Source organism: Streptococcus sp. AM43-2AT (genome assembly GCF_003603405.1).
GTDB lineage: Bacteria > Bacillota > Bacilli > Lactobacillales > Streptococcaceae > Streptococcus > Streptococcus ilei.
In genome coordinates this window covers 72,209-97,118 of the sequence record NZ_QTND01000004.1, presented here as the reverse complement: position 1 = coordinate 97,118, position 24,910 = coordinate 72,209, and the positions used below count along the sequence as shown (strand labels likewise).

Genomic DNA, 24,910 nt, shown 5'->3' with positions numbered 1-24,910 from the left:
GAATAGTATATGATAAGACAAAATATCTTTGAACATACAAAAAGACAAACGCCAAAAATGACGTTTGTCTACGTTCTGAGGTAGCCTTTAGGCTCCCTTTTTTCTTAGTAAATACCGATGAGTAATTGCATGCCAAGACTAGTCAGGATGATAGCAATCCAGCAAAGGGCTCCAAGAAGAATGGATTTTCCACTAGATTTGATCATAGCAATGAGGTTTGTTTTGAGACCAATAGCACTCATAGCCATGATGATGAGGAATTTGGAGAGCTCTTTGAGAGGTGAAAAGAAGCTATTGCTGACACCGAAAGATGTGAGAAGAGTAGTTAGCAGAGAAGCTAGGATAAAGTAGAGGATGAAAACGGGGAAGACTTTTTTAAGCTTTACCCCTTGGTTGTTGCCTTGTTGACGGCTTTGCCAATAGGAGAGGAAGAGAGTGATAGGGATAATAGCCAGGGTGCGTGTCAGTTTGACAATAGTGGCAGATTCAAGAGTGTTGCTATTGTAAAGACTATCCCAAGCGCTAGCTGTGGCTGTTACAGAGGAAGTATCGTTGACCGCAGTACCCGCAAAGAGAGCAAAACCTTCGTTGGAAAGATGGAGCCAAGAACCTAGAGTTGGAAAGATAAGAGCTGCCAAGACATTGAAGAAAAAGATAACAGAAATGGCTTGGGCTACTTCTTTTTCCTTGGCGTGAATAACAGGAGCAGTCGCTGCAATGGCAGAACCGCCACAGATAGAAGATCCAACTCCAATCAAGGTAGCTAGCTTTGTATCAAGGTTAAAAAAGCGTTGGAAAAAGAAAGCAATAATTAAAGCGATAGAAATGGTCGAAAGTATGACAGGAAGGGAAGATTTTCCAACTGCGAAAACTTGAGAGATATTGAGTCCAAATCCAAGCAAGATAACAGCATACTGAAGCAGTTTTTTTGAGCTATAAGTCAAGCCAGCATCCAGTTGTGTATAGGAAGTGAGAAAGGGATGGAGAATCATTCCGATAAAAATGGCGAAAACAGGTGCTCCCACAACAGGAAGAAATCCTCCTAAAACCCAAGAGATGATAGAAATGATCAGACAGACTAACAGTCCTGCCCAATTTTTTGATAGAAATGACATAAAAACCTCCGAAAAAAATACTCCTTATTATAATCTTATCTGTCAGAAAAGTAAAATAGAAAGTAGGAAGAAGGTTACAAATAAATGGAATTTTGCGGTCAGAAAGCTTTTGTAGCATAATAGATATATGTTCTTTGTTCAATAAGGATGCAAATGTGGCATATGTTATTGAAAAAAATGAATTTGATGAGCCTGGACATGTGAAGTAATTATGTGAGATAAGAAAATAAATAAGAGAGTTGAAAATGTACTGCACCCCAAAAGTTAGACAGAAAAAATCTAACTTTTGGGATCAGTACAAACAGTGCTTTTTTTGTTGAAATCGCAAAGAATCTAAGCTTTCTTTTTGCAGATAACATTCGCTCTTTTATTTTCGGTATGATTGAGTCGATGCCCCGTTCTCGACCGGTTATTATTGCAACTTATCGAATGCTAGAGCACTATGCCATCACTTTTTGGAAGAATACTTGGAGCAATTCTACGCAGAATGGAATGCGAAAAAGTGATAATTAAAGAGACGAAAAAGCTGAGAATATGATTTCCCAGCTTTTTTGAATGCGATAGAAATAGCAACTAGACTATTTACGAAAGGCCTCAATAATGTAGGTGAAGCCAGTAACTAAAACTGAAAAGGCAATGACATAAACGACAAAGACACCTGTAGCCACTGGATTGAACAGAATCACTAGACCTAGTAAAAATTCAAGCAAGGCTACCCACGTGATATTGCTACCAATAATAGGGAAAGTCAATCTTAGACGATTGCCTTTAAAGAAAGCAATAATGGCTTCTACAATTAACCAAATTCCTACAATGGTCGGAATGACGACCGGCAGGGTCACAAAGCCATAAGCAACGAGGTAAAGAGCTAAGAGAAGACTAACAAATCCTTGGAAAAGATAAACAGGTGAGCGAAGCTCTTTTGGTGCAGAGAAATAGCCTAAAATAGCTGCTATAGAAGAAACCAGTAAACCAAATGAAATCCACCAGCTGTAAGCAACAAGATTAGCTACTGGGTTTGTAAATAGGAAAAGTCCTAAAAGGACAAAAACAACTCCTGCAAGGAATAGCAGTAAACGATTAGAAAATTTCATTTCAATACCCCCTATATAGTATAGTTTTCTAATAAAACTATTATACTTATTTTTATAGAAAATGTCAATAAAATAAATAAACAATTTGGAAGTTTCAGTCTGACTTACAAAAAGAAAAGGAGTTTTCACTCCTTTTCACAGATTTAAGACAAAGTCCTTATAAAAGTGTCTTCTAAAGATTTTAACTTCAATCTGAAGCGAGGATATCCTCGCTTTTTTTATTTAATCTAATAGCTCCTTATTTTCAATTAAGAGTTCTAGTGGAGATTTATCCCTTGCTACAATAAAACCAGGTTCATATTGGTTATGAAGTGTTCTTTTCTGAGAAGTTGGATCAATATACAACTCATCTCCATCTTCTGTGTATAGTTGGTTGCCTCTTGTTAGGTAAAGTAAATCCTCTAAGTACTGTCCATCAGTTTCTAGAAAATCTTCGATGTATTTGACAGCTTTTAAAATCTCACTTACTTTATCAGAGTATTCATTAGATTCAAGAACACTCTTTTCTAACTCAATCTCTTTACTAGTTCCAAAGAGTTGGGTTGGAGTTGCATTAAAATATTCTGCTATCTTATCCAAATTTGCAAAGGTAGGATAGCTTTTTTGTTTTTCGTAATCAGAGATGGACTGTTTACCGATTCCTAAATCTTCAGCTAGTTGAGTTTGGCTTACTCCTTTTTCTATGCGTAGTCGTGCCAAATTGGGTCCAAAATTTTGAATAATAAAGGTCATGGGAAACTCCTATTTTTATTTTTAACTTATTTTATCACCTATAAACTTACAAATCAAGTTTTTAGTTGACTAATTAAAATATTTTTTATAAAATATATTTATAACTTATAAATAAGTTATAAATAATACAAAATAGCTCGTAAGTTTAGGATTGGTGAGTGGGGAGGAAGTTGAGGACAAGACGATGACTTATGACTATTCGAAGCCTTGGAGCTAGAAATTGTGTGGACAAGGACAAGGGACGAGCCTGACGGGAAGTCAGGCGAAGTCCTGCAGACTGCCGTCCAGACAATTTCTAGCCAAGCAAAAGCTGGCTATTCTAACAGCCAGCAAAAAGGTACACTTAGGGCAACGCCCAAAGAACGACGGAACGAGCAAACGTTGATTTGACGGTGTTTCTGAGGCCTAAAAAATCTAAAAGAAGGGGGGACAATTTTGTTGGTTTCTATACAAGATTTAAGAAGCATTCAAGAACGATGTGATGTAGGAGAATTAGTACAGCGGTTAGATGTCAGTATTGATAGATTAACGGTTATCTGGGATACAGACACTGGTTCCCTAAGACGAATTTTCAAAAATCTGAAACAGGCAATAAGTACAAGAGTTGATTCATTTGAAATACATGATAACGTTCGAGATGATGTCTTTACTTTAACTAAATATTTTAATGAGTATGATTCGATCAATATTATATTTTTCCAATTAGCCATTTATGGAAGTGAACAATTGATTCGAATTGATTTCAATCCTAATACTTTAAAAGAATTTGATGGAATGAAAGTATGGAGGCAATTAATGTACTTTGCTCGATTGAATTCATTGACGGTACGTTTGTCTCGTTTTGATTTGGCATTTGACATTTTCAACAAGCCTGAAATCGTTAATTTGCAACATATTAAAGGGGGCGTTACCCATAAGGTCTTCTATGGTAGAGGGGGCGAATTAGAGACGAAATATTGGGGTTCTAGCGGTAGTAATGTACAAGTTAGGTTATATGATAAGAATAAAGAAATCATTGCTCACAAGCGCGAAGAAAAGCTAGATTTGGCTGTAAATCCGTTTTGGTGGAGACTAGAGTTCCAACTCAGAACCAAAGCGATTGGTGAGGAGATGGTCCAAGATATTATGAGTAGACTTGATAATTTCGGGTTTTATAAGCTAGATCATATTCGAGTGGATCAAAGAGCATTTACAATTATCTTTCTCAACAATCCTGAACTGTTATCATTGGCTTTTCCAAATTTAAAATCAGACAGCATCAAAAAGAAAAAAACAAGAGTCCGCAAACTATTGAGAGAAGAAACGAACCAATTTGCGGAAGAATTAAAAGAAGTATTAATACAGAATCTCCCTAAATTAAATGCAGAATTAAAACTACTTGTAGGCGAGTTTCTGAATTTAGAAAATAATTAAGGAGGATAACTATGGATCATAATTTAATTAGTAACAAAGAATTAATTGAAATGGGCTATCGCCCTCATACAGCGAATGATATCATTCATCAGGCAAGAGAATTACTTGTATCACGAGGCTATACATTTTATAATCGCAAACGTTTGATGGTTGTTCCAAAAAGTGTTGTAAATGAGATTCTAGGAACAGAGGTGGCGTAATATGGCAAGTGTTCGTTATCGAAAGCGAGGAGATAGTAACTTATGGACCTATGAAATTCGTAACGAAGGAAAAACTGTTGCTCATAATAGCGGTTTTAAAACAAAAAAACTTGCAGAGTCAGAAGCTGAGCCAATTCTGCAAGAACTTCTTTTAGGGAAAAGAATTTCTAGAGATATTTCTCTTGTCGATCTATATCAAGAATGGCTTGAACTAAAAATTCTACCGAGTAGTAGATCGGAAGAGACAAAGAAAAAATATCTTCTCCGTAAAAACACAATTGAAAGATTATTTGGAAATAAAAAAGTCACTCAAATTCGTGCGAGTGAATACCAAAGAATTATGAATAAGTATGGACAAACAGTTGGTAGAAATTTTCTTGGTAGATTGAATACTGGGATTCATCAGAGCATCCAAATGGCAATTGCCGACAAAGTTCTAATAGATGATTTTACACAACATGTCGAGTTATTTTCATCCAAAGAACAACAGATGACAGAAGAGAAATATTTACATACAGAAAAGGACTATCTGGATTTACTTTTAGCAGTAAAGAGAAAATTTGATTACCAACGTTCAATTGTTCCTTATATCGTCTATTTTCTATTAAAAACAGGCATGAGGTTTGGAGAGTTAATAGCGTTAACTTGGAATGAAGTTGACTTTGACAGAGGACTGCTAAAAACATATAGGAGGTTTAATACCCTTTCTCATAAATTTGTCCCTCCAAAAAACAAAACGTCTATTCGGATGGTTCCGATAGACGAAGAATGCATTAAGATATTACAAGTCCTAAAAATTGAACAGGAGAAGGCTAATAAAGAGCTAGGAATCAAGAATAGGTATAAAATGATTTTTCAGCATTATGGATATATTCACTTGGTACCAGATATTGCAAGTGTCAATAAAGCTTTGAGTGTTCTTTTAAATGAATTAGATATTTATCCAATTATCACGACAAAAGGAGCACGTCATACCTATGGAAGCTACCTTTGGCACAAAGGATTTGACCTTGGAGTTATTGCAAAAATTCTAGGGCATAGAGATATTTCAATGTTAGTAGAAGTATATGGACACACTCTAGAGGAGAAAATTTTTGAAGAATTTAATCAAATTAGAGATGTCTGGAAAGATTGCTCATAAAAAAATGTGGGGCAAATGATGGGGCAAATCAGTTATAGACAAGCAAAAAAGCCTTGTAAATCAAGGCTTTTTCCTGTTGATTTAGATGCCCCCTGCAGGGCTCGAACCTGCGACCCATAGATTAAGAGTCTACTGCTCTACCAACTGAGCTAAGGAGGCAAACAAAAAAGCTGTATTGGTGCCGAAACTTCACGGTTTGTATTGAACCCGCGCAATTAAGCAGGTGGGCAACTTGCTCTAACTGAAGCTGCTTCCGCGTGATACGGCCTGCATGCTGTTAGAAGTCCTTTGTTTCCCTAATAATACAAAAAATAGTCGGTCAACACTTAAGTGTGAAGTCGTACACCACAGCGTTTCTATATGTATATGATACCATATTTCAAAAAAATTTCAAGGGAAAATCTCAATTTTTTGGAACCGATATCATCTTTTCTTGAGTTGATCAATCTTCTCTTTTGTCGCCCCTAGGGCTCGCTCGTATTTGCCATTTTCATTAGGAGTGAAATAGGAGGTACCCTTCAGCTTATCTGGCAGGTAGTCCTGTTGGACCCAATTGCCAGGATAATTGTGAGGGTATTTGTAATCTTGGGCATTCCCCAAGGTCTTGCTTCCGGCATAGTGGCCATCTCGTAAATGGCGAGGGATGGGAAGGTTGCCTGACTTCCGGAGGTCTGCCAAGGCCTTGTCCATGGCGACGTAGGCTGAATTGGACTTGGGTGAAAGTGCTAGGTCGATGACGATGTTGGCGATGAGGATGCGGGCTTCAGGGAAGCCAATCCGCTCCGCTGCCTGAAGGGCTGTCACCGTATGAATCTGCGCATCTGGATTAGCCAGACCGATATCTTCGTAGGCAATGACTGTCAAGCGACGAGCTAAGCTGGGCAGATCACCGGCTTCAATCAAGCGTGCGGCGTAGTGGAGACTAGCATCGACATCCGAACCACGGATGGATTTTTGCAGAGCAGAGAGGACATCGTAGTGGCCGTCTCCATCCTTGTCCATGGTGATGTAGCTGCGCTGGAGGCTGTTTTCCATGATGTCTAGCGTAATATGACGGATGCCTTCTGCATTTTCAGAGGTCGACAGCACAGCCAGATCGAGAGAGTTATAGGCAGAACGCAGGTCTCCATTGGTCGAAGTGGCGATGAAATCCAAGGCCTCCTCGTCGAGGGTAACAGGAAAGTCAAAGCCCCGCTCAGAGTCGCTCAGCGCCAATTGGATAGCCTCTTTGACTTGCTCATTGGTCAAGGGTTCCAGTTCAAAAATCTGTACCCGACTGCGAATGGCAGGCGTAACGGAGAAGAAAGGATTCTCAGTTGTTGCCCCAATCATGATGACCAGACCGCTCTCCAATAAAGGCAAGAGAAAATCTTGTTTGGTCTTATCCAAGCGATGGATTTCATCCAAAAGAAGGACTAAGCCACCTGAAAATTTGGCTTCCTCTGCGATCTCTTGCAGGCGTTTTTTACTGTCGACGGTTGCATTGAAGGTCCGAAAGGCATACTTAGTCGTACCCGCGATGGCAGAAGCAATACTGGTTTTGCCAATCCCTGGTGGGCCAAAGAGAATCATGGACGAGAGACGATTGGCCTCCACCATACGGCGGATGATTTTCCCTGGGCCGACCAGGTGTTCTTGTCCGATGACCTGATCGATGGTTTTGGGGCGCATGCGCAGGGCGAGATTGTCCGGCATGAGGGTCTCCTTTCTAGCTTTGTCTCCTTTAAAAGAGGCAGTTTTTATGGTAAGATTGTAGTAACTATTGTATCATATTCCGCTCTAAGAGTGGGAAATTAGAAAGAGGACACGATGTCTAAATATGGATTTTTGGATGTTTTAGAAGAGGAAATGGAAAAGGTCTTTCCCTTTGACTTTGAGATCAATTGGGATAAGAAGAATCATGCGGTAGAAGTGGCTTTTCTCTTAGAAGTGCAAAACACAGGTGGAGTTGCCTTGGTCGATGAGTCGGGCGAAGAATCTGACGAGGATATCTTCTTTGAAGAAGCCGTCATCTTCTACAATCCAGCCAAGTCGCATGTGGAAGAAGATGCCTATTTAACAGCCCTTCCGTATGAGCCAAAAAAAGGCTTGTCTCGAGAATTTCTAGCTTATTTTGCGACCTTCCTAAAGGATACAGCCGAGCTAGCCTTGGATGACCTCATGGATTTCTTAGCAGACGAAGAAGCAGAGAGCTTTGAGATCGTCTGGAACCAAGAAGTTTTTGAAGAAGGAAAAGTTGGCTTAGAAGAGAGCACTTTTTACCCTTATCCAAGATATTAGAAAAGATTCTAAGTGGACATTTTTAAATAATGAATTCAAGGAGAAGGGGGAGACTATGCTAGAAAAAGTCAAACAGTTTTTCAGGAGAAGGTCAGCTAAAACTGAGCCGTCAGTTGATATTCTTCCCCGCAATCGCTTTGCGGATCTAGATTTCGAGCGAATATTGAAGTCTGGAACTCGTCGCCTTGTTAATGAGGAAGGACGCTATGCTGAGGATGGGAAAATCACAGAACTTGAATTTCCTGAAGACTTTGCAGAATTTGAGTTCATAGGTGCTTTCAAAATTGAGGAGGAAGAGCAGTTTCAGCAACTATTAGCTCGTTTAAATAGTATTGACAATGCCATTCAGTCTTGTTTGGAAAGTGAGATGCAGCAACCCATCCCTCAGTTTGCCAAGGATTTGGGCTATACTCAGAAGAGGTGGGAGAAAACTTTTTACTTCCATCCTTGGGTATTAAGTTTTGAGGAAAATCCGCCTAATCTTCGCTATGTCGCAGATTATGTAAATGATGAGTTTACCGTTTATTTTGCTAAAAAACATGGTAGATGGCAGGCATACTGGGACGCAGAGTGTCAAAAGGTGATTGAAGAAAGCTAGCCAGATTTTTCCTATAGAGTGGTTGTTATGGTAGAAAAGGTCATCATCATGGAATTATTGGATCAACAATTGGATTTCACAGGTTGTAAGATTGCCTTGATTTGTGATGGGCAAATTTTGACCATCTTGCGTGATGACAAACCAACCATTCCCTGGCCCAATCTGTGGGAGCTACCAGGTGGTGGTCGTGAAGGGGACGAAAGCCCATTTGAATGCGCGGCGCGTGAAGTTTATGAGGAACTAGGCATTCACTTGACCGAAGATTGCCTGCTCTGGAGCAAGGTCTATCCCAGCATGCTCTATGAAGGCAGACAGTCAGTATTTATGGTTGGTCAGCTAAGACAAGAACAATTTGACAATATTACCTTTGGGGACGAAGGACAGGGCTATAAATTGATGAACATTGAGGAATTTTTGACATCCAGTCAAGTAATTTCGCAGTTGCAGGGGAAATTGAGGGATTATTTGGAGGAAGTAAGGTAGATGCCAAATCGTAGTAAGAATATCAATATGTTTCTCATGGATGGAGAAGTTACTGGGATAATTAAATGTACCTTGTCGAATTGGACAGGGGTGATTTATAAAATTCCTCGAATTCAATTGGCAGATTTAAAATCACGTGATGAAATGAAGCAAAGCGGCATTTATTTCCTATTTGGTCGTAATGAGGATAAGCAAAAGGATGTTACATACATCGGGCAGGCGACGAATCGCAAAAATGGTGAAGGTGTCCTTTTACGTGTTCAGGAACATACTCGTGACAACCATGCAGATTATTTTAATGATGTCATTATTTTGACGACGCAGAATAACTCCTTTGGACCCACGGAAATTAGTTACTTGGAAAATAAATTTACACAACTAGCAAAGGACGCGGGGCGCTTCATTGTAAAAAATGGGAATGAGCCAAATTCTGGGAATGTAACGGAAGAAAAGCAGTCGGAGTTGGATGAGGTGGTAGAAAACACTTTGATGATTGTAGGAACATTAGGGTATCGAGTGTTTGTTCCTATGACAAAGAAAACAAGCCAGAATATTTCTGAGGGGAATTCAACCCATCTCTATTTGAAGAGGAAAACAAAGAAATCAAATAGAACGATCGAAGCAATCTGTGAACATACTTCAGAAGGGTTTGTTGTTTTAGAAGGCAGTCAAGTTGATGAAGTTGATTCACCCGCAATACCAGCAAGTCTAAAAGAATTGCGTGAGGAATTAATCAAATCAAATGTGATTAGAGATGGTGTTTTACAAGAAAAACAACTGTTCTCCAGTCCATCTTATGCAGCTGCTTTTGTGCTAGGAATGAATACGAATGGACGAACGGATTGGAAAAATAAGGACGGCAAGACCTTAAAAGAATTAGAAGAAATGATAGAGTGTTAAGGAGAATCAGATGGAAACATGGCAAGAGTTAAAAGTTACAGTTAAGCGTGAGGGAGAGGAATTGGTTTCCAATCTCTTGATTGAGCTGGGGGCACAAGGTGTTGCGATTGAAGACAGCATGGACTATGTGGGGAATGTCGATCGTTTTGGTGAGATTTTCCCTGAGGTGGAACAGCAAGAAGAAATCGTGGTCACAGCCTACTACCCGGATACGGTTGATGTAGCAGTGGTTGAGGCAGACTTACAGTCTCGCTTAGCAGAATTGACAGATTTTATGGATTTAGGAGAGGTCAAGATGGGTACGACTGCCTTGGCTGAGGAAGACTGGGCCGATAACTGGAAGAAATACTATGAACCTGCCCGTATCACCCATGACTTGACCATCGTGCCATCTTGGACGGACTATGAGGCAACGGCGGGAGAAAAGATTATCAAGCTGGACCCTGGTATGGCCTTCGGAACAGGAACCCACCCGACGACCAAGATGAGCCTCTTTGCCTTGGAGCAGGTTCTTCGTGGTGGCGAAACAGTGCTAGATGTGGGGACTGGTTCAGGGGTTCTTTCTATTGCTAGCTCTCTTCTTGGAGCCAAGGAAATCTTCGCCTATGACCTGGATGATGTAGCGGTTAGAGTAGCTCAGGAAAATATTGAGCTCAATCCTGGCATGAAAAACATTCATGTAGCGCCAGGCGATTTGCTCAAGGGTGTGGAGATCGAAGCCGATGTCATCGTGGCCAATATCTTGGCGGATATTCTCATTCATCTGACAGACGATGCTTATCGTTTGGTCAAGGATGAAGGCTATCTCATCATGAGTGGCATTATCAAGGACAAGTGGGACATGGTGCGCCAGTCGGCTGAGTCAGCAGGTTTTTTCCTTGAAACCCATATGATCCAAGGAGAATGGAATGCCTGTGTCTTCAAAAAAACAAGGGATATCTCTGGTGTGATTGGAGGTTAGCATGCAACAGTATTTTGTAAAAGGTAGTGCTAGCTCACCAGTCACTATCGAGGACAAGGAAACCAGCAAGCATATGTTTCAGGTCATGCGCTTGAAGGAAGATGATGAGGTTACACTAGTCTTTGATGATGGGATCAAGCATTTGGCGCGCGTGCTAGATGTGGAAGCACGTCAGTTGGAGCTAGTTGAGGAATTGGCTGACAATGTGGAACTGCCTATTCAAGTGACCATCGCATCAGGTTTTCCCAAGGGAGACAAGCTGGAGTTTATCACTCAAAAGGTGACGGAACTAGGTGCTAGTCAAATCTGGGCCTTTCCCGCAGACTGGTCAGTCGCCAAGTGGGATGGCAAGAAATTGGGCAAAAAGGTCGAGAAGCTAGAAAAAATCACCCTTGGAGCAGCCGAGCAAAGTAAGCGGAATCGGGTTCCAGAAGTAACTCTCTTTGAGAAAAAAGCAGACTTTTTAGCACAACTGGATCAGTTTGACCGCATCGTGGTGGCCTATGAAGAGTCGGCCAAAGAAGGCGAAAGCGCTGCTCTTGTACAAGCTGTAAGTGGTCTTGAAAAAGGGAGCAAGGTTCTCTTTATCTTTGGTCCAGAAGGTGGTCTTTCACCTGCTGAAATTGAAAGTTTTGAAGCTAAAGGAGCAGTCCTTGCAGGCCTTGGCCCTCGCATCCTACGAGCAGAAACAGCGCCACTTTACGCTCTCAGCGCAGTGAGTGTTGTCACAGAATTAATGAAAAACGCGTGAAGGTGATCTTCATGCGTTAATTTTTTAAACTAGGAAAGAATTAGTTTTCTTCTTTCTTACGAGATGGGAGAAGGAAGCCAAGTCCCGTCATCACCAATCCGACAAGGGCCAAGATAGAAGCACGTTCTCCTGTTTCAGGCAAGGTTTTTTCGCTGATAGAAGAAGCGAATGCTGGCTTGGCAGTTTCTTGGCGAGCTTCTACAGGGCGAGTTCCTTCTTGACTTGGCGCAGGAAGGGTAATGGTTTGTTGGCTATGAGATAAGGTGATGGTTTCATCTTGTGCCGGTTTCTGATGGTTCGGTACAAAGACAAATGAAGGGTTTCCTGTTTCAGGACTTGTTGGTTCTTCTGGTTTTGTTTCAGGTTCTACTTTTGGTTCCACATATACAAAGCGGAATTCTCCAAATCCTTCTTGTTTAGATGGTTCAAGGTAGACGACATCTCCGTCTTTACCAACCAGATCCTTGGCTTTATCAGCGGTCAAGAAGCGAACGTCTGCATCCTTGATGCTGCTTGTAAAGCGCCAGTTACCGTCTGCGCTTGGATTGATGTTCTTTTCTTCCAAGATATAGTTAATGATAGCTTGGCGGTTTTCCAATCCAAGGAGTTGGTTCAGGCTAGCATCGCGAACGCCTGGGAATTTTCCGTTAGCTCGGTAGTTGTTGGTAACAACTATAAATTCTTGATCCGCAGTTACTTCCTTACCTTGGTATTTCAAGTTGCGGACACGGCTAGCGTCTGGGTTAACCGTTTTTCCTTCGCGGTCGTATTTATTTGGCTGGGTCACGTCGAACTCATAGGTCACGCCGTCGATGACGTCAAAGTTGTAAGTCCGGTAGCTAGGGTTGACAAGCTGTTGAGGCTCTTTGCTAGTCGGGTCGATCGTGTTGAATTGACCAGCAGACATTTCCAACCATTCTTTGAGTTGGGCACCAGTCACCTTGAGGATGGCAGTGACATTATCATAGAGATAAAGGTCAGCGACGTTCTTGATAGCGATTGGTCCAGCTGGGATATCTGTGTAGGCAGTAGCATCCCCACGTGTCCCCGCCTTAAATGGTGCTGCAGCAGAGAGGATTGGAAGGTTGGCTTCTGGAGTTCCTGCCAACTCTTTCTTAGCGTACCAAATCTGTGCGTTGTTCACGATTTGGACAGATGGGTCATCCTTCACAAGGGCAAAGTAGCTAGTGATTGGAGCAGAAGTAGTTCCGACTTGTTGGCGGACGTATTTGACGGTTCCTTCATGTGCTTCTTTCGCGATCTCGGTGATGCGCTCATCGGCTACTTTTGATTTGGTGTCGATCTTGCGGATGGCAGCCTTGCTTCCGACAACAGACCATTTGCCGTCCGTGTAGCGGAGGTTGAGGTCGATCACCCCGAGGTGGTCGCCGTATTTTCCAGCCATGGTAACCGGTGTGCCATTGATTTTACCGTTTACACCGTCAACGCCAGCATATTTTTCGTAGAAGCCGGTTCCGTTTCCGCTTGGGAATTCTGCGTGTGAGTGTCCTGTTACGACGGCATCAACACCTGGGAGGCTGGCAATTTGGTAGCCTTCGTTCTCTTCACCTTTTTCATACTTGTCATCTCCGATACCAGAGTGAGAAAGGACGAGGACGACATCTGCTCCGGCTTTGCGCATTTCTGGGATGATGGCTTGGATGGCTTCGACGGAGTCATTGACTTTGACCTTGCCTTCGAGGTTGGACTTGTCCCAGCTGAGGATCTGTGGAGGGACGATCCCTGTTACCCCAATATTAACATCGACGGAACGACCGTTTTTGTCAGTATAGGTCTTTTTAATGATCTTATATGGGTCGTAGACAAATTTACCAGTTTTTGCATCCACAACGTTGGCATTGACGATCGGCATACCAGCTGTTGCGATGACCTTTTTAAGGTAGTCTAGTCCGTAGTTAAATTCGTGGTTTCCAAGCGTTCCTGCATCAAAGCCCAATTTTTGAAGAGCTGTATACATCGGGTGTTGCTCACCATCTTTGATAGGATTGACGATGGCCTTGTAGGTCCCAAGAGGAGTTCCTTGGATAGTATCTCCGTTATCAACGAGGAGGACATTGCTGTTTTCTTTTTTTGCATCTTCGATCAAGACAGCAGTTTTTGCCAGACCGACGTTTTGTGCGGGTTTGTCTTGGTAATAGTCATAGTTGACCAAGTTGGTATGAAGGTCCGTTGTCGCAAGGATACGGACATCGACTTCTTGCCCCTCAACTGGAGTGTTCGCTTTTGCGTCACTTGCGGTATTTTGAGGTACAGCAGGAGTCGCTTCGGTTGCTGTAGCAGTGGCTTCTCCGCTAGTTGTCGGATTTGTATCGCTAGCTGTTGCTTCAGAGCTAGTCGCTGGAGACGCAGGAGTTGCGGCCTCTGTGACAGCAGTTGCTGACGAATCAGTTGTGCTTGAGCTTGTCGCTTCATCTGCCTGGGCAGTAGTTGTTGCCAAGAAAGCAGCAGCAAGGCTGAATAGGGCAGCCTGTTTACGGAATGATGACATGGTTGTCCTCCTAAATAAATTGATGTCTTTCTATTATATCTTATTTTGTCCAGAATTTATTCGTTTTCTTATTTTTTATATATTACAAATTAATGGATTTTTTATAAAAAATGGAGTATTTGTATAAAAAGGGAGCCTACGTTCGGGATTACTGGCTGGTAGTGCTGGAAAGCTCCTCAAATAGCATGAAAGTCAATCGGACTAGTTTTCATATAGAGCTAAAAGTGATAGAATAGAAGGCAAGAAAGTGGAGAAAACTAGATGCCGAAAGAAGAACCTTTAACAGGGGGCCAGGTTATTGCCCTTACCAAAAAATACTTGTCGGGAGAGGATGTTGCATTTGTAGAAAAAGCTCTCCTTTATGCAGTCGACTGCCATAGTGGGCAATTCCGTAAATCAGGTGAACCCTATATCATCCACCCTATTCAAGTTGCCGGCATTTTGGCAAAATTGAAGTTGGATGCTGTGACCGTTGCCTGTGGTTTTTTGCACGACGTTGTCGAGGATACAGACGCGACCCTAGATGATTTAGAACGCGAATTTGGACATGATGTCCGAGTGATTGTTGATGGAGTGACCAAGCTCGGGAAGGTCAAATACAAGTCCCATGAAGAGCAGTTGGCAGAGAACCACCGCAAGATGCTCATGGCCATGTCTCAAGATATCCGTGTCATTTTAGTCAAGCTAGCAGACCGCTTGCACAACATGCGGACTTTGAAGCATTTACGCAAGGACAAGCAAGAACGGATTTCCCAGGAAACCATGGAAATCTATGCACCGCTAGCCCACCGTCTCGGGATTTCTAGCGTCAAGTGGGAATTGGAAGATCTATCCTTCCGTTATCTGAATGAAGTCGAGTTCTATAAAATTTCCCATATGATGAAGGAGAAGCGTCGCGAGCGGGAAGCCTTGGTAGAAGAAGTTGTCCAAAAGATCGAGTCCTATGCGGCAGAACGCCACCTCTATGGGAAAATCTATGGTCGTCCTAAGCATATCTACTCCATCTACCGCAAGATGCAGGATAAGAAGAAGCGCTTTGATGAAATCTATGATTTGATTGCCATTCGCTGTATCCTGGAATCACCGAGCGATGTCTATGCCATGCTGGGCTATATCCACGAGTTGTGGAAGCCGATGCCAGGTCGCTTCAAGGACTATATCGCCAATCGGAAGGCCAATGGCTACCAGTCTATTCATACCACTGTCTACGGTCCAAAAGGTCCCATCGAGTTCCAGATCCGTACTAAAGAAATGCACGAGGTTGCTGAGTACGGGGTTGCGGCACACTGGGCCTACAAGAAAGGAATCAAGGGCCAAGTCAATAGCAAAGAATCTGCTATTGGGATGAACTGGATCAAGGAGATGATGGAACTCCAAGACCAGGCGGATGATGCCAAGGAATTTGTAGATACTGTCAAAGAAAACTATCTAGCTGAAGAGATTTATGTCTTTACCCCAGATGGAGCAGTTCGATCACTTCCAAAGGACTCTGGACCGATTGACTTTGCCTATGAGATTCATACCAAGATCGGGGAAAAAGCGACTGGAGCCAAGGTAAATGGCCGTATGGTTCCCTTGACTACCAAGCTTAAAACGGGTGACCAGGTTGAAATCATCACCAATCCAAATTCATTTGGACCAAGCCGTGACTGGCTAAACATCGTCAAGACCAGCAAGGCGCGTAATAAGATTCGCCAATTCTTTAAGAACCAAGACAAGGAACTCTCTATCAACCGTGGACGAGAATTGCTCATGGCCCAATTCCATGAGCATGATATGATTGCCAACAAGTTCATGGATAAGAAGCACATGGACAAGGTCTTGCAAAAGACCAGCTACAAGACCGAAGAGGCCTTGTTTGCGGCCATCGGCTTTGGAGAAGTAGGAGCCATCTCTGTCTTTAACCGTTTAACGGAAGAAGAGCGTCGCGAAGAGGAAAAGGCCAAGGCGCGTGCGGAAGCTGAAGAGCTAGTCAAAGGTGGCGAGGTCAAGGTTGAAAATAAAAAAGACACCCTCAAGGTTCGCCATGAAGGTGGCGTGGTCATCCAAGGTGCTTCCGGTCTCTTGATTCGGATTGCCAAGTGTTGCAATCCCGTCCCAGGAGATGAAATTGTCGGCTACATTACTAAAGGTCGTGGTGTTGCCATTCACCGTCGGGACTGTATGAACTTACGTGCCCAAGATAACTACGAGCAACGCTTGATCGACGTCGAGTGGGAAGACAATAACACGACCAAGGACTACATCGCCCATATTGATATTTATGGCCTCAATCGTGCAGGCCTCCTCAACGATGTCCTCCAAGTCTTGTCCAATACGGCTAAGATGATCTCAACCGTTAATGCCCAACCAACCAAAGATATGAAGTTTGCCAATATCCACATTTCCTTCGGGATTCCAAACCTGTCCATGTTGACAACGGTGGTGGATAAGATTAAGAGTGTGCCGGAGGTGTACTCTGTTAAGCGTACCAACGGCTAATCTTCTGCGAAAATCGACTTCATACTGCGTTAGTTTCTACTGGCCTAACTACAGTTATGCCTGCGTCTCACTGCCTTGTCTGAAGTCGATTTTCTTTGGAGCAAGTAGAACATGGTTAGAACTCTTTTATAGCTTGGTTAGCTCGCCTTGCCGTACTTGAGTACTGTCTTCGTCTCGCTGCCTCGCTCTAAAAGTAACTGAATAGCCTCTGTTTTTCAGATAGTCTACCTGCGTCTCACTGCCTTGTTTGAAGTCGATTTTCTTTGAAGCAAGTAGGGGATGGTCAGATCACTTTTATAGCTTGGTTAGCTCGTCTCGCTGCCTTGCTCTAAAAGCCACTGAATAGCCTCTGTTTTTCAGATAGTTTGCCTGCTTCTCACGACCTTGCCTGAGGTCGATGTTCTTTGAAGTTTAGCAGTGAATGCCCAATAGATTGTATAAATAGGATAATAAGATGAAATTAGTGATTCAACGGGTCAAAAGGGCCTCTGTTTCCATTGATGGTCAAGTTTATAGTCAGATTCAAGAAGGGCTTCTTCTCTTAGTGGGAGTGGGGCCGGAGGATGACGAGAAGGACCTGGAATACGCGGTGCGCAAAGTCACCCAAATGCGGATTTTCTCGGATGAAGAAGGGAAGATGAACTTATCTGTCAAGGATATTCAAGGGGAGATCCTTTCTGTTTCGCAGTTTACCCTTTTTGCCCAGACAAAAAAAGGCAATCGTCCAGCCTTTATTGGGGCAGCCAGTCCAGAGATGGCCAGCCAGCTCTACGATGACTTCAATGATTTGTTGGAAAAGGAAGTCCCTGTCAAACGAGGGATCTTCGCTGCAGATATGGCAATTGAACTCATCAACGATGGTCCAGTGACCATCATCCTCGATACGAAAAATCCATAAAAAAACAAGCCCTTGATTAAAAGGCATGTTTGAATGTAGACAAATTACTTTTTACTTAGGATAGCTGGATAATTTTTCAAAAAAATTCTTATATTACTCTGGATTGTCAAAGTAAATCCGAAACTTTCCGCTGTGAGAAAAATGCTTGAAACATTGTTGTTTCAAGCATTCGGGAGTTTTGAAACCTTAGGTTCAAAACTAAGTCATGGAACTTCGTAGAAGTTCGCTGACGTCCGTACTCACCTAAGGAAAGTTTCTAGGAATACTATTTCTTCAATCTGACATGCCCTTTATCAAAGGGCATGTTTTTCTATGTAAAGTTGTTGGGCAATCAGATGATTGATTTGGATGTCTTGGTCTTTGATCTGGAGATGATAGAGGCCGGTGTAATCATCATAGCCTTTGAAGAGAATGACATCTCCAATGGTCAGCTGGATCTGGTCTAAAAAATTCAGCAATTCAAAGCTATCCTGGACTCTTCGCAAACGATAGGTTCCCGGTTCGCTGACATCACTCAAACGGTCCTGGTAAGCCTCGATGAGAAGTTGTCCTTTTGGTGGAATGGTTCCTCCGTGGGGGCAGGTCTTGGGAGTGTCTAACATTTGGTCAAGTTTATCGATAAAGCGGTCGGAGACAGTATGTTCGAGCACTTCAGCCTCTTCATGGACTTCTTCAGTCGTATAGCCAAGTTTTTTGAGCAAGAACACTTCAATCAAGCGGTGCTTGCGATAGAGATCGGAAACTGTTTGGAGGCCGAGCTCGGTGAGCAGATAGCCGTGGGTCTTATCCTTGATCAGGAGATTCTCCGAGATCATGCGTTTGACCATCTCCGTCACGGCTGGAGGCGAAACCTGCATCCGGGCCGCAATCTCTTTGTTACTAATTTTTTCATGTTGCGTGCCGATTTCATAGATGCACTTGAGGTAATCTTCTTTATTTGGTGTCATAGGGTCCTCTTTTCTTCGCTCCTTCTAGTATATCAAAAAAAGCGCAAAATGGCTTGGCCAGTGGATAGGAATTGTCTGGGAGGGCGAAAGATGATAGTATAGAAGCATAAACAAACAGCAATGTGGAAAGGAGGGGGCAGATGCAGCGACAGGAATTGGAAAAACTAGGCTGGACGACCAGAGGTCTCAGCCACCTAGAAAACCAGTTACAGTCTTGCCAGGATGAAGCAAGAAGGCAAGCTTGCTACCGTTCTGTCTTCGTCTTTGCAAGTCCTCTTTTCCAAGAGATGTGGCAGAGAGAACTGCAAGGGTTGACGGAAGGCCGTGCCCAGGCCCTTTTAAAAGGGGTCATGCATCTTTGTCTCATGCCACGGGATTTATCGGGGACCTGTGAGGAGACTGCCTTCTTACTGAAGCGGTTCTGGCCAGATTGCCCCCCTCATTCGTCTTTTTGGTCCTCTTTTTCAAGAGTGGTCCAAGCAGCTTTTGCTCAGGATCTATTAGCTAGCAAAGAAGGAGACCAGCTCTTAAAACGCCAGATCCACCAGTTCCGCTATCTGCTCTCTGCCTACCAGGCCCAGTGGATTCGGAAGCATTATGCCAGAGCGGGGCAGACTGATGAAGAGGCGCTACAAACTTACTTGCAGGAGACAAAAGGGATCAAAATCGATGCTTATGCAGCGGCTCGTCTCCACAATAAGGTCTATGTGGATCAAGACAGCCAGCTCGTCTTCCCATCTCGTGCTCATGCCCAGTTGAACTTCAAGGTCTTGCTCAACTTTCATACAGAGTATATCCTGGATCAGGGTGGCAAGTTTCTCAACGAAGTGGATCCGTATCAGATTTCTGAAAATGGCATTGTCAATGGAGCCAGTTTCAACTATGGATTAGCCAAGGGCCGGACCCATAAGGACTTGGATATTGATCCCGTCAAACCTTGGGATCCACCTTTTCGTAAGAAGATCCTCTATCAGCAAGGTGTTCGCTATCTAGCTCCGAAGAATGATCGTGGAGAGCAGGGCTATTGGAGCCGGAAGGGAACCTTTGCACAAGGAGGTAAGAGCTACAAGCAACAAGTAGCAAAGCGCGTGCGGAAGTTCCTCAGAGGCATCCCACGCTTACGCTGGCGACTTTTACTCAAGAATGGACTCCATCGGATTTTATAGTAGTCCTCTTTCGGATTGAAGAAAAAGGACTCTTAGAAACTCACTTAAGGAAAGTCTCTGAACGAATTTTGTAGATATGAAAAAGAGGTCGTAGACCTCTTTTTACTTTAATCAAGTGCTTTGACGGCTTCGATTGCCGCGTCGTAATTGGGTTCGCTGTTGATGTTGTCGAGGTATTCGACGTAAGTGACCTTGTTGTCCGCATCTAGGACCAAAACAGCGCGTGCGAGCAAGTGCCATTCATTGATCAAGAGGCCATAGGCTTTCCCGAAGGAATGGTCGAAGTAGTCTGAGAGCATGATGGCATTTTCGATCCCTTCAGCAGCACACCATTTGCCTTGAGCGAAAGGAAGGTCGACGGAAACCGTCAAGACCACAGTGTCCTCCATGTCAGAGAGGGCCTGGTTGAAGTGACGTGTTTGAGTGGAACAGATACCTGTGTCAATAGATGGAATCACGCTGAGGACTTTTTTCTTCCCAGCAAAATCAGCCAAAGATTTTTTCTCCAAGTTTGGAGTAGTCAGTGAAAAGTCGTGGGCGGTATCGCCAACTTGAAGTTGAGATCCGGTAAAGGTAACAGGGTTTCCTAGAAATGTTGTCATAGCAAAGACTCCTTTTTTCTTTTCATTGTACATCAATGAAGGGGGAAGAGCCACTAATTTGTTTGAGAATCTAATCAGTTTGGAATCTTATTTGTTCAAACCTTCTGCGATTTTCTCCAAATTCCATTTCATCATGCTGTAGTAGCTGTCGCCTTCTTCCCCTTCTTTGGCAATTGAGTCAGTAAAGATTTTTGAAAAGATTGGGATATTGGTATCTTTAGAGACAGTTTTCATAGGACGTTCATCGACACTGGATTCGACAAAGAGGGACGGTACCTTAGTTTGACGCAATTTCTCTACTAGCGTTTTGATTTGTTCGGGTGTCCCTTCTTCTTCAGTGTTGATTTCCCAGATATAGGCAGATGGGACGCCATAGGCTTTGGAGAAGTACTTGAAGCAACCTTCGCTGGTTACGATCATCTTCTTGTCTGCTGGGATGTTCTTAAATGCTTGCTTGGCTTCTTGGTCTAGCTTGCTGAGTTTTTCAGTGTAGGCTGCTAGATTTTTTTCGTAGAAGTCCTTATTTTTTGGATCTTTGGCGATCAATTGTTTGGCAATGTTTTTAGCGTAGATAATCCCGTTTTCGAGATTGAGCCAAGCGTGAGGGTCTTCTTTTCCAGCTTGGTTTTGGCCTTCTAGGTAGATGACCTCTACGCCATCGCTGGCAGCGAAATAGTCCTTGTTTTCTACTTTATTAGCATTTTTGACCAATTTGGTAAACCAAGCATTGCCACCCGTTTCGAGGTTGATCCCATTGTAGAAGATCAGGTCTGCTTGTGAAGTTTTTTTGACATCTTCTGGGAGCGGTTCGTATTCGTGAGGATCTTGACCGACAGGGACAATACTGTGGAGCTCGATTTTGTCCCCAGCGATATTTTTGGTGATATCTGCGAGGATGGAGTTGGTGGTGACCACTTTCAATTTATCAGATGAGGACTTGGAAGAAGAGTCTTTGCTACAAGCCAGTAATCCAAATAAGAGCGCCACAAAGAGGGCGAGGACAGAAGCGATTTTTTTCATGTGTTTCTCCTTTAATGAGGTGAAAGAGCCTGCTTATTCTTTCTCTGCTTAGGAGCGATAAAGAAGCTGATGAGAAAGAAGATTGCAGAAGTGAGGACAATACAAGACCCAACGGCGATGTTGAAGCTATAGCCAATAAAGAGTCCTAGGATGGATGCAAGAGCACCTAATCCAGATGAAAGGAGCATCATGGACCAGAGGCTATTGGCATAGAGATAGGCTGTCGCAGCGGGCGTGATGAGCATGGCGACGATGAGAATGGTCCCGACACTCTGCATAGCAGTGACAGAAACCAAGGTCAAGAGCACCATGAGGAGGTAGTGATAGAGCTTGACCCGAACGCCCATGGATTGAGCCAGAACAGGATCAAAAGAAGTGAGCAGTAAGGGACGAAAGAGCAGGCGAATCACCACTAATACGCTTATCCCAACACCGATAGTCATCCACATATCTTGGTCTTGAACGGCCAAGATATTCCCAAAGAGGATGTGGAAAAGGTCGGTGGAACTTTTAGCAACCCCGATCAGAATGACTCCTAAGGCGAGGAAAGAAGAAAAGGTAATCCCAATCGCAGTGTCGCTCTTGATGATGGAGTTGCTCTTGATATAGGTGATGAGGATGGAAGCTAAAAGCCCGAAGGCAATGGCACCAATAAAGAAATTGATGCCCAGGATAAAGGACAGAGCTACCCCCGGAAGGACCGCGTGTGAAATGGCATCTCCCATGAGAGACATGCCTCGCAAAATGATGAAACATCCGACAGCTCCAGCGACAATCCCGATAGCAATGGCTGTGATCAGGGCATTCTGTAAGAAGTGGAATTGCTGTAATCCATCGATAAATTCTGTAATCATCCGACTCCACCTCCTATAAAGAGTTCATGCCCGTAGGCTGCATGCAGATTCTCTTTGGTAAAGGTTTCCTCTGTTTTCCCAAAAGCAATCAGTTTGCGATGAAGGAGGAGGACTTGGTCAAAGTAAGCTGGAACCTTGCTGAGATCGTGATGGACGATCAGGATGGTCTTGCCTTCCTTTTTCAAGGTTTGGAGTGTCTGCATGATGATCTCTTCGCTAACAGAGTCAATCCCGGCGAAGGGCTCATCCAAGAAGATAACATCTGCTTCTTGGACTAAGCAGCGGGCGATTAGGACCCGTTGGAATTGCCCTCCCGAAAGCTGGCCAATCTGGCGATCTGCTAGATCAAGAAGATTGACAAGTTTCAAGGCATCTTCCACCTTTTGGAGATCCTCTTTGCTTTTTCTCTTGAAGATAGAAAGATGGGGGTAGAGGCCCAGTGAGACACACTCCCGCACCGTGATGGGGAAGTGGAAATCAATAGCTGTCTTTTGTTCGACGTAGGCCACTCGTTGAAGAACTTGGCCGAGATCTTGTTGATCGAGCAGGACCTTTCCCGAATGAGGGAGAAGTCCTAGCATGGCCTTGATCAGGGTTGATTTCCCCGCACCGTTGGGTCCAAGAATTCCTAGGATGGTTGGACCCTGGATGGTGAGGGAAAGATCCTCCAAGGCCAGTGTTTGCTGGTAAGCAACACTGAGATGTTCAATTTGAATCATGATTTTGCTCCTTTAATATTAATATACATGAATGAAAAAATTAAGTCAAGTTAATTTTTTAAATAATTTAGATTAACTCACTTGTAATCATTGAAAAATAGACCTATTTTTGATAAGGTTAATAAAAAAGAATGAAAGCGAGAAGATCATGGTACGTTTACAAGATGATTTTTATGATTACGTCAACGGGAAATGGGCTGAGACAGCCGTCATCCCTGATGATAAACCGTCAACCGGTGGCTTTATGGACTTGATCCAAGAGATCGAAAACTTGATGTTGGATATTACCGGAAAATGGCAGCGGGGAGAAGAGTTGCCCGAGGACAGTATTCTGCAAAACTTTGTCAAATACCACAAAATGGTGGCAGATTTTGATGCACGGGAAGCAGCTGGTGTGGCTCCGGCTATGCCCTTGATCAATGAAATCAAGGCTCTATCTTCTTTCGAAGACTATACCAGCAAGTTGGGCACCTATGAGCTAGCTGGCAAACCAAATCTCATGCCATTTAGCGTGTCACCAGACTTTATGAATGCCCAAATGAATGTCTTGTGGGGAGAAGCACTCGGTTTGATTTTGCCTGATACAACCTACTATGAAGAAGGCAATGAAAAAGGCCCAGAGTTATTGGCTGTTTGGCGCCAGATGATGGAAAAACTCTTGGCAAAATTCGATTTCTCAGAGGAAGAAATCAAGGATATCCTGGATAAGGTCATTGCGGCCGATGCAGAATTGGCCAAATATGTCTTATCAAATGAAGAAAAATCCGAGTACAACAAACTCTACCATCCTTATGAATGGGCAGATTTCAAGGCCTTGGTTCCAGAATTGCCACTTGATACCTTCTTTACAGAAGTGATTGGACAAACACCAGATAAAATCATCGTTCCGGAAGAGCGTTTTTGGAAGGAATTTGCGCCAAAATTCTATTCAGCAGCCAACTGGGAAACCCTTCATGCTAAATTGAAACTCGGCGCAGCTCTTTCTTGGACTTCCTTCTTGACCGAAGAAATCCGTGTCTTATCTGGTGAATATGGACGGACCATCACAGGGACACCAGAAGCACGTCCGAAAGAAAAGGCAGCTTTGGCTTTAGCAGAAGGGCCTTATAGCCAAGCGCTTGGCCTTTGGTATGCGGGCGAAAAATTCTCACCAGAAGCGAAAGCAGACGTAGAGCATAAAGTAGCGACTATGATTGAGGTCTACAAGGATCGTCTGGAAAAAGCAGACTGGCTCGCTCCTGAAACCCGCGAAAAAGCCATTGTTAAACTCAATGTCATCACACCGCATATCGGCTACCCTGAAAAATTACCAGAAACTTACGCCAAGAAGATCATCGACGAGAGCAAGACCTTGGTGGAAAATGCTCAAAAATTGGCGCAAATTTCGATTGCCCATGTCTGGAGCAAGTGGAACCAACCAGTCGATCGGAGTGAGTGGCACATGCCAGCTAATATGGTCAATGCTTACTATGATCCGCAACAAAACCAAATCGTCTTCCCAGCAGCGATCTTACAGGCGCCTTTCTATGACCTTCACCAATCGTCATCAGCTAACTACGGCGGAATCGGTGCGGTCATTGCCCATGAAATCTCCCATGCTTTTGACACTAATGGAGCATCCTTTGACGAGCACGGTAGTTTGAAAAATTGGTGGAAGCCAGAAGATTACGAAGCCTTTACTGCTCGGACCCAAAAGGTCATCGATCAGTTCGAAGGCCAAGACTCTTACGGTGCTAAGATTAACGGGAAATTGACCGTTTCTGAAAATGTGGCAGACCTCGGAGGAATTGCCGCAGCCCTTGAAGCCGCTAAGAAAGAGGCAGACTTCTCCGCAGAAGAATTCTTCACCAACTTTGCTCGCATCTGGCGCATGAAAGCTCGACCAGAGTACATGCAACTCCTCGCAAGTGTTGACGTGCACGCACCAGGAAAACTCCGTACCAATGTCCAATTACCAAACTTTGATGAATTCTTTGAAACCTTTGATGTCAAAGAAGGCGACGGCATGTGGAGAAAACCAGAAGACCGTGTGATCATTTGGTAAAC

The 24,910-nt window shown here is 43.4% G+C and carries 24 protein-coding genes and 1 tRNA gene; 14 read left to right on the top strand and 11 right to left on the bottom strand.

All coding sequences use genetic code 11. The annotated features are described in order from the left end of the window. Positions 1 to 104: 104 nt before the first annotated feature. The 3 genes from DW930_RS08735 to DW930_RS08720 form a co-directional block, all read right to left on the bottom strand. Entirely contained in the window at positions 105 to 1,115 is a 1,011-nt protein-coding gene (locus DW930_RS08735; protein ID WP_123159821.1) for a YeiH family protein, read from the bottom strand. A gap of 578 nt (positions 1,116 to 1,693) precedes the next feature. Continuing rightward, on the bottom strand, positions 1,694 to 2,209 hold the full coding sequence (locus tag DW930_RS08725; protein ID WP_023022109.1) for a DUF308 domain-containing protein: 516 nt from the start codon (positions 2,207 to 2,209) through the stop codon (positions 1,694 to 1,696). A gap of 222 nt (positions 2,210 to 2,431) precedes the next feature. After that, positions 2,432 to 2,941, bottom strand: coding sequence for a helix-turn-helix transcriptional regulator (locus DW930_RS08720; protein WP_123159820.1), 510 nt, complete (start codon positions 2,939 to 2,941; stop codon positions 2,432 to 2,434). A gap of 207 nt (positions 2,942 to 3,148) precedes the next feature. Between DW930_RS08720 and DW930_RS10675 the strand changes: the two genes are divergently transcribed. From DW930_RS10675 to DW930_RS08700, 4 genes are read left to right on the top strand one after another with little or no spacing between them, the layout of a single operon-like run. Continuing rightward, positions 3,149 to 3,331, top strand: coding sequence for a hypothetical protein (locus tag DW930_RS10675; protein ID WP_003009863.1), 183 nt, complete (start codon positions 3,149 to 3,151; stop codon positions 3,329 to 3,331). 45 nt (positions 3,332 to 3,376) lie between these two features. Then, complete coding sequence (locus tag DW930_RS08710) at positions 3,377 to 4,354, top strand: replication initiation protein (RefSeq protein ID WP_123159819.1); 978 nt, start codon at positions 3,377 to 3,379, stop codon at positions 4,352 to 4,354. 11 nt (positions 4,355 to 4,365) lie between these two features. Further along, positions 4,366 to 4,554, top strand: a complete 189-nt coding sequence (locus DW930_RS08705) for a DUF3173 domain-containing protein (RefSeq protein WP_002903611.1) — start codon at positions 4,366 to 4,368, stop codon at positions 4,552 to 4,554. Between the two features lies 1 nt (position 4,555). After that, a complete protein-coding gene (locus DW930_RS08700) occupies positions 4,556 to 5,695 on the top strand; it encodes a site-specific integrase (RefSeq protein WP_123159818.1) in 1,140 nt (379 codons plus the stop codon). 86 nt (positions 5,696 to 5,781) lie between these two features. Here DW930_RS08700 and DW930_RS08695 read toward each other — a convergent pair. Beyond that, positions 5,782 to 5,854 (bottom strand) — tRNA-Lys (locus DW930_RS08695). A 264-nt stretch (positions 5,855 to 6,118) separates the two neighbouring features. Then, the gene (locus DW930_RS08690) at positions 6,119 to 7,390 is read right to left on the bottom strand and encodes a replication-associated recombination protein A (RefSeq protein WP_117744953.1); all 1,272 of its coding nucleotides are present in this window, start codon (positions 7,388 to 7,390) and stop codon (positions 6,119 to 6,121) included. Between the two features lie 114 nt (positions 7,391 to 7,504). Between DW930_RS08690 and DW930_RS08685 the strand changes: the two genes are divergently transcribed. From DW930_RS08685 to DW930_RS08660, 6 genes are read left to right on the top strand one after another with little or no spacing between them, the layout of a single operon-like run. Further along, positions 7,505 to 7,975, top strand: coding sequence for a DUF3013 family protein (locus DW930_RS08685; protein ID WP_023027600.1), 471 nt, complete (start codon positions 7,505 to 7,507; stop codon positions 7,973 to 7,975). Between the two features lie 55 nt (positions 7,976 to 8,030). Further along, positions 8,031 to 8,573 carry a hypothetical protein gene (locus tag DW930_RS08680; protein ID WP_123159817.1) on the top strand — a complete coding sequence of 181 codons (543 nt, stop codon included), beginning with the start codon at positions 8,031 to 8,033 and terminating at the stop codon, positions 8,571 to 8,573. A gap of 48 nt (positions 8,574 to 8,621) precedes the next feature. Further along, positions 8,622 to 9,056: an NUDIX hydrolase gene (locus tag DW930_RS08675; RefSeq protein ID WP_123159910.1), complete on the top strand. Its 435-nt coding sequence runs from the start codon at positions 8,622 to 8,624 to the stop codon at positions 9,054 to 9,056. After that, positions 9,057 to 9,956: a GIY-YIG nuclease family protein gene (locus tag DW930_RS08670; RefSeq protein ID WP_123159816.1), complete on the top strand. Its 900-nt coding sequence runs from the start codon at positions 9,057 to 9,059 to the stop codon at positions 9,954 to 9,956. 10 nt (positions 9,957 to 9,966) lie between these two features. Next, complete coding sequence (gene prmA, locus DW930_RS08665) at positions 9,967 to 10,917, top strand: 50S ribosomal protein L11 methyltransferase (protein WP_123159815.1); 951 nt, start codon at positions 9,967 to 9,969, stop codon at positions 10,915 to 10,917. 1 nt (position 10,918) lies between these two features. Next, a complete protein-coding gene (locus DW930_RS08660; protein WP_123159814.1) occupies positions 10,919 to 11,668 on the top strand; it encodes a 16S rRNA (uracil(1498)-N(3))-methyltransferase in 750 nt (249 codons plus the stop codon). A 40-nt stretch (positions 11,669 to 11,708) separates the two neighbouring features. On the opposite strand, the gene DW930_RS08655 is transcribed toward DW930_RS08660, so the two are convergent. Then, positions 11,709 to 14,177, bottom strand: coding sequence for a bifunctional 2',3'-cyclic-nucleotide 2'-phosphodiesterase/3'-nucleotidase (locus tag DW930_RS08655; RefSeq protein WP_123159813.1), 2,469 nt, complete (start codon positions 14,175 to 14,177; stop codon positions 11,709 to 11,711). Between the two features lie 261 nt (positions 14,178 to 14,438). Between DW930_RS08655 and DW930_RS08650 the strand changes: the two genes are divergently transcribed. Both DW930_RS08650 and dtd read left to right on the top strand, forming a co-directional pair. After that, a complete protein-coding gene (locus DW930_RS08650; RefSeq protein WP_123159812.1) occupies positions 14,439 to 16,658 on the top strand; it encodes a bifunctional (p)ppGpp synthetase/guanosine-3',5'-bis(diphosphate) 3'-pyrophosphohydrolase in 2,220 nt (739 codons plus the stop codon). 454 nt (positions 16,659 to 17,112) lie between these two features. After that, positions 17,113 to 17,556, top strand: a complete 444-nt coding sequence (dtd, locus tag DW930_RS08645) for a D-aminoacyl-tRNA deacylase (RefSeq protein ID WP_123159811.1) — start codon at positions 17,113 to 17,115, stop codon at positions 17,554 to 17,556. A 293-nt stretch (positions 17,557 to 17,849) separates the two neighbouring features. Here the strand turns inward: dtd and DW930_RS08640 are convergent, their stop codons facing one another. After that, positions 17,850 to 18,503, bottom strand: coding sequence for a metal-dependent transcriptional regulator (locus tag DW930_RS08640; protein ID WP_123159810.1), 654 nt, complete (start codon positions 18,501 to 18,503; stop codon positions 17,850 to 17,852). A 140-nt stretch (positions 18,504 to 18,643) separates the two neighbouring features. On the opposite strand from DW930_RS08640, the gene DW930_RS08635 reads away from it, so the two are divergent. After that, positions 18,644 to 19,669, top strand: a complete 1,026-nt coding sequence (locus tag DW930_RS08635) for a DUF3114 domain-containing protein (RefSeq protein WP_123159809.1) — start codon at positions 18,644 to 18,646, stop codon at positions 19,667 to 19,669. 107 nt (positions 19,670 to 19,776) lie between these two features. Here the strand turns inward: DW930_RS08635 and tpx are convergent, their stop codons facing one another. From tpx to DW930_RS08615, 4 genes are all read right to left on the bottom strand, one after another. Next, entirely contained in the window at positions 19,777 to 20,271 is a 495-nt protein-coding gene (gene tpx, locus DW930_RS08630) for a thiol peroxidase (RefSeq protein ID WP_040802778.1), read from the bottom strand. Between the two features lie 87 nt (positions 20,272 to 20,358). Further along, entirely contained in the window at positions 20,359 to 21,291 is a 933-nt protein-coding gene (locus DW930_RS08625; RefSeq protein ID WP_123159808.1) for a metal ABC transporter substrate-binding protein, read from the bottom strand. Between the two features lie 11 nt (positions 21,292 to 21,302). Next, entirely contained in the window at positions 21,303 to 22,145 is an 843-nt protein-coding gene (locus tag DW930_RS08620; protein ID WP_123159807.1) for a metal ABC transporter permease, read from the bottom strand. Then, a complete protein-coding gene (locus tag DW930_RS08615) occupies positions 22,142 to 22,864 on the bottom strand; it encodes a metal ABC transporter ATP-binding protein (RefSeq protein ID WP_123159806.1) in 723 nt (240 codons plus the stop codon). Before DW930_RS08615 ends, DW930_RS08620 begins: the two co-directional genes overlap by 4 nt. 148 nt (positions 22,865 to 23,012) lie before the next feature. Here DW930_RS08615 and DW930_RS08610 point away from each other — a divergent pair, with 148 nt between their 5' ends. Then, positions 23,013 to 24,908, top strand: coding sequence for a M13-type metalloendopeptidase (locus DW930_RS08610; protein ID WP_123159805.1), 1,896 nt, complete (start codon positions 23,013 to 23,015; stop codon positions 24,906 to 24,908). The last annotated feature ends 2 nt before the right edge of the window (positions 24,909 to 24,910 follow it).

What these genes read in the sequence shown, in the direction of transcription:
- prmA (WP_123159815.1), top strand. Translation starts at nt 9,967, where the DNA reads ATGGAAACATGGCAAGAGTTAAAAGTTACAGTTAAGCGTGAGGGAGAG.
- DW930_RS08620 (WP_123159807.1), bottom strand. Translation starts at nt 22,145, where the DNA reads ATGATTACAGAATTTATCGATGGATTACAGCAATTCCACTTCTTACAG.
- DW930_RS08705 (WP_002903611.1), top strand. Translation starts at nt 4,366, where the DNA reads ATGGATCATAATTTAATTAGTAACAAAGAATTAATTGAAATGGGCTAT.
- DW930_RS08640 (WP_123159810.1), bottom strand. Translation starts at nt 18,503, where the DNA reads ATGACACCAAATAAAGAAGATTACCTCAAGTGCATCTATGAAATCGGC.
- DW930_RS08680 (WP_123159817.1), top strand. Translation starts at nt 8,031, where the DNA reads ATGCTAGAAAAAGTCAAACAGTTTTTCAGGAGAAGGTCAGCTAAAACT.
- DW930_RS08670 (WP_123159816.1), top strand. Translation starts at nt 9,057, where the DNA reads ATGCCAAATCGTAGTAAGAATATCAATATGTTTCTCATGGATGGAGAA.
- dtd (WP_123159811.1), top strand. Translation starts at nt 17,113, where the DNA reads ATGAAATTAGTGATTCAACGGGTCAAAAGGGCCTCTGTTTCCATTGAT.
- DW930_RS08700 (WP_123159818.1), top strand. Translation starts at nt 4,556, where the DNA reads ATGGCAAGTGTTCGTTATCGAAAGCGAGGAGATAGTAACTTATGGACC.
- DW930_RS08690 (WP_117744953.1), bottom strand. Translation starts at nt 7,390, where the DNA reads ATGCCGGACAATCTCGCCCTGCGCATGCGCCCCAAAACCATCGATCAG.
- DW930_RS08625 (WP_123159808.1), bottom strand. Translation starts at nt 21,291, where the DNA reads ATGAAAAAAATCGCTTCTGTCCTCGCCCTCTTTGTGGCGCTCTTATTT.
- DW930_RS08660 (WP_123159814.1), top strand. Translation starts at nt 10,919, where the DNA reads ATGCAACAGTATTTTGTAAAAGGTAGTGCTAGCTCACCAGTCACTATC.
- DW930_RS08685 (WP_023027600.1), top strand. Translation starts at nt 7,505, where the DNA reads ATGTCTAAATATGGATTTTTGGATGTTTTAGAAGAGGAAATGGAAAAG.
- DW930_RS08610 (WP_123159805.1), top strand. Translation starts at nt 23,013, where the DNA reads ATGGTACGTTTACAAGATGATTTTTATGATTACGTCAACGGGAAATGG.
- DW930_RS08675 (WP_123159910.1), top strand. Translation starts at nt 8,622, where the DNA reads ATGGAATTATTGGATCAACAATTGGATTTCACAGGTTGTAAGATTGCC.
- DW930_RS08725 (WP_023022109.1), bottom strand. Translation starts at nt 2,209, where the DNA reads ATGAAATTTTCTAATCGTTTACTGCTATTCCTTGCAGGAGTTGTTTTT.
- DW930_RS08655 (WP_123159813.1), bottom strand. Translation starts at nt 14,177, where the DNA reads ATGTCATCATTCCGTAAACAGGCTGCCCTATTCAGCCTTGCTGCTGCT.
- DW930_RS08720 (WP_123159820.1), bottom strand. Translation starts at nt 2,941, where the DNA reads ATGACCTTTATTATTCAAAATTTTGGACCCAATTTGGCACGACTACGC.
- DW930_RS08635 (WP_123159809.1), top strand. Translation starts at nt 18,644, where the DNA reads ATGCAGCGACAGGAATTGGAAAAACTAGGCTGGACGACCAGAGGTCTC.
- DW930_RS08735 (WP_123159821.1), bottom strand. Translation starts at nt 1,115, where the DNA reads ATGTCATTTCTATCAAAAAATTGGGCAGGACTGTTAGTCTGTCTGATC.
- DW930_RS08615 (WP_123159806.1), bottom strand. Translation starts at nt 22,864, where the DNA reads ATGATTCAAATTGAACATCTCAGTGTTGCTTACCAGCAAACACTGGCC.
- DW930_RS08650 (WP_123159812.1), top strand. Translation starts at nt 14,439, where the DNA reads ATGCCGAAAGAAGAACCTTTAACAGGGGGCCAGGTTATTGCCCTTACC.
- tpx (WP_040802778.1), bottom strand. Translation starts at nt 20,271, where the DNA reads ATGACAACATTTCTAGGAAACCCTGTTACCTTTACCGGATCTCAACTT.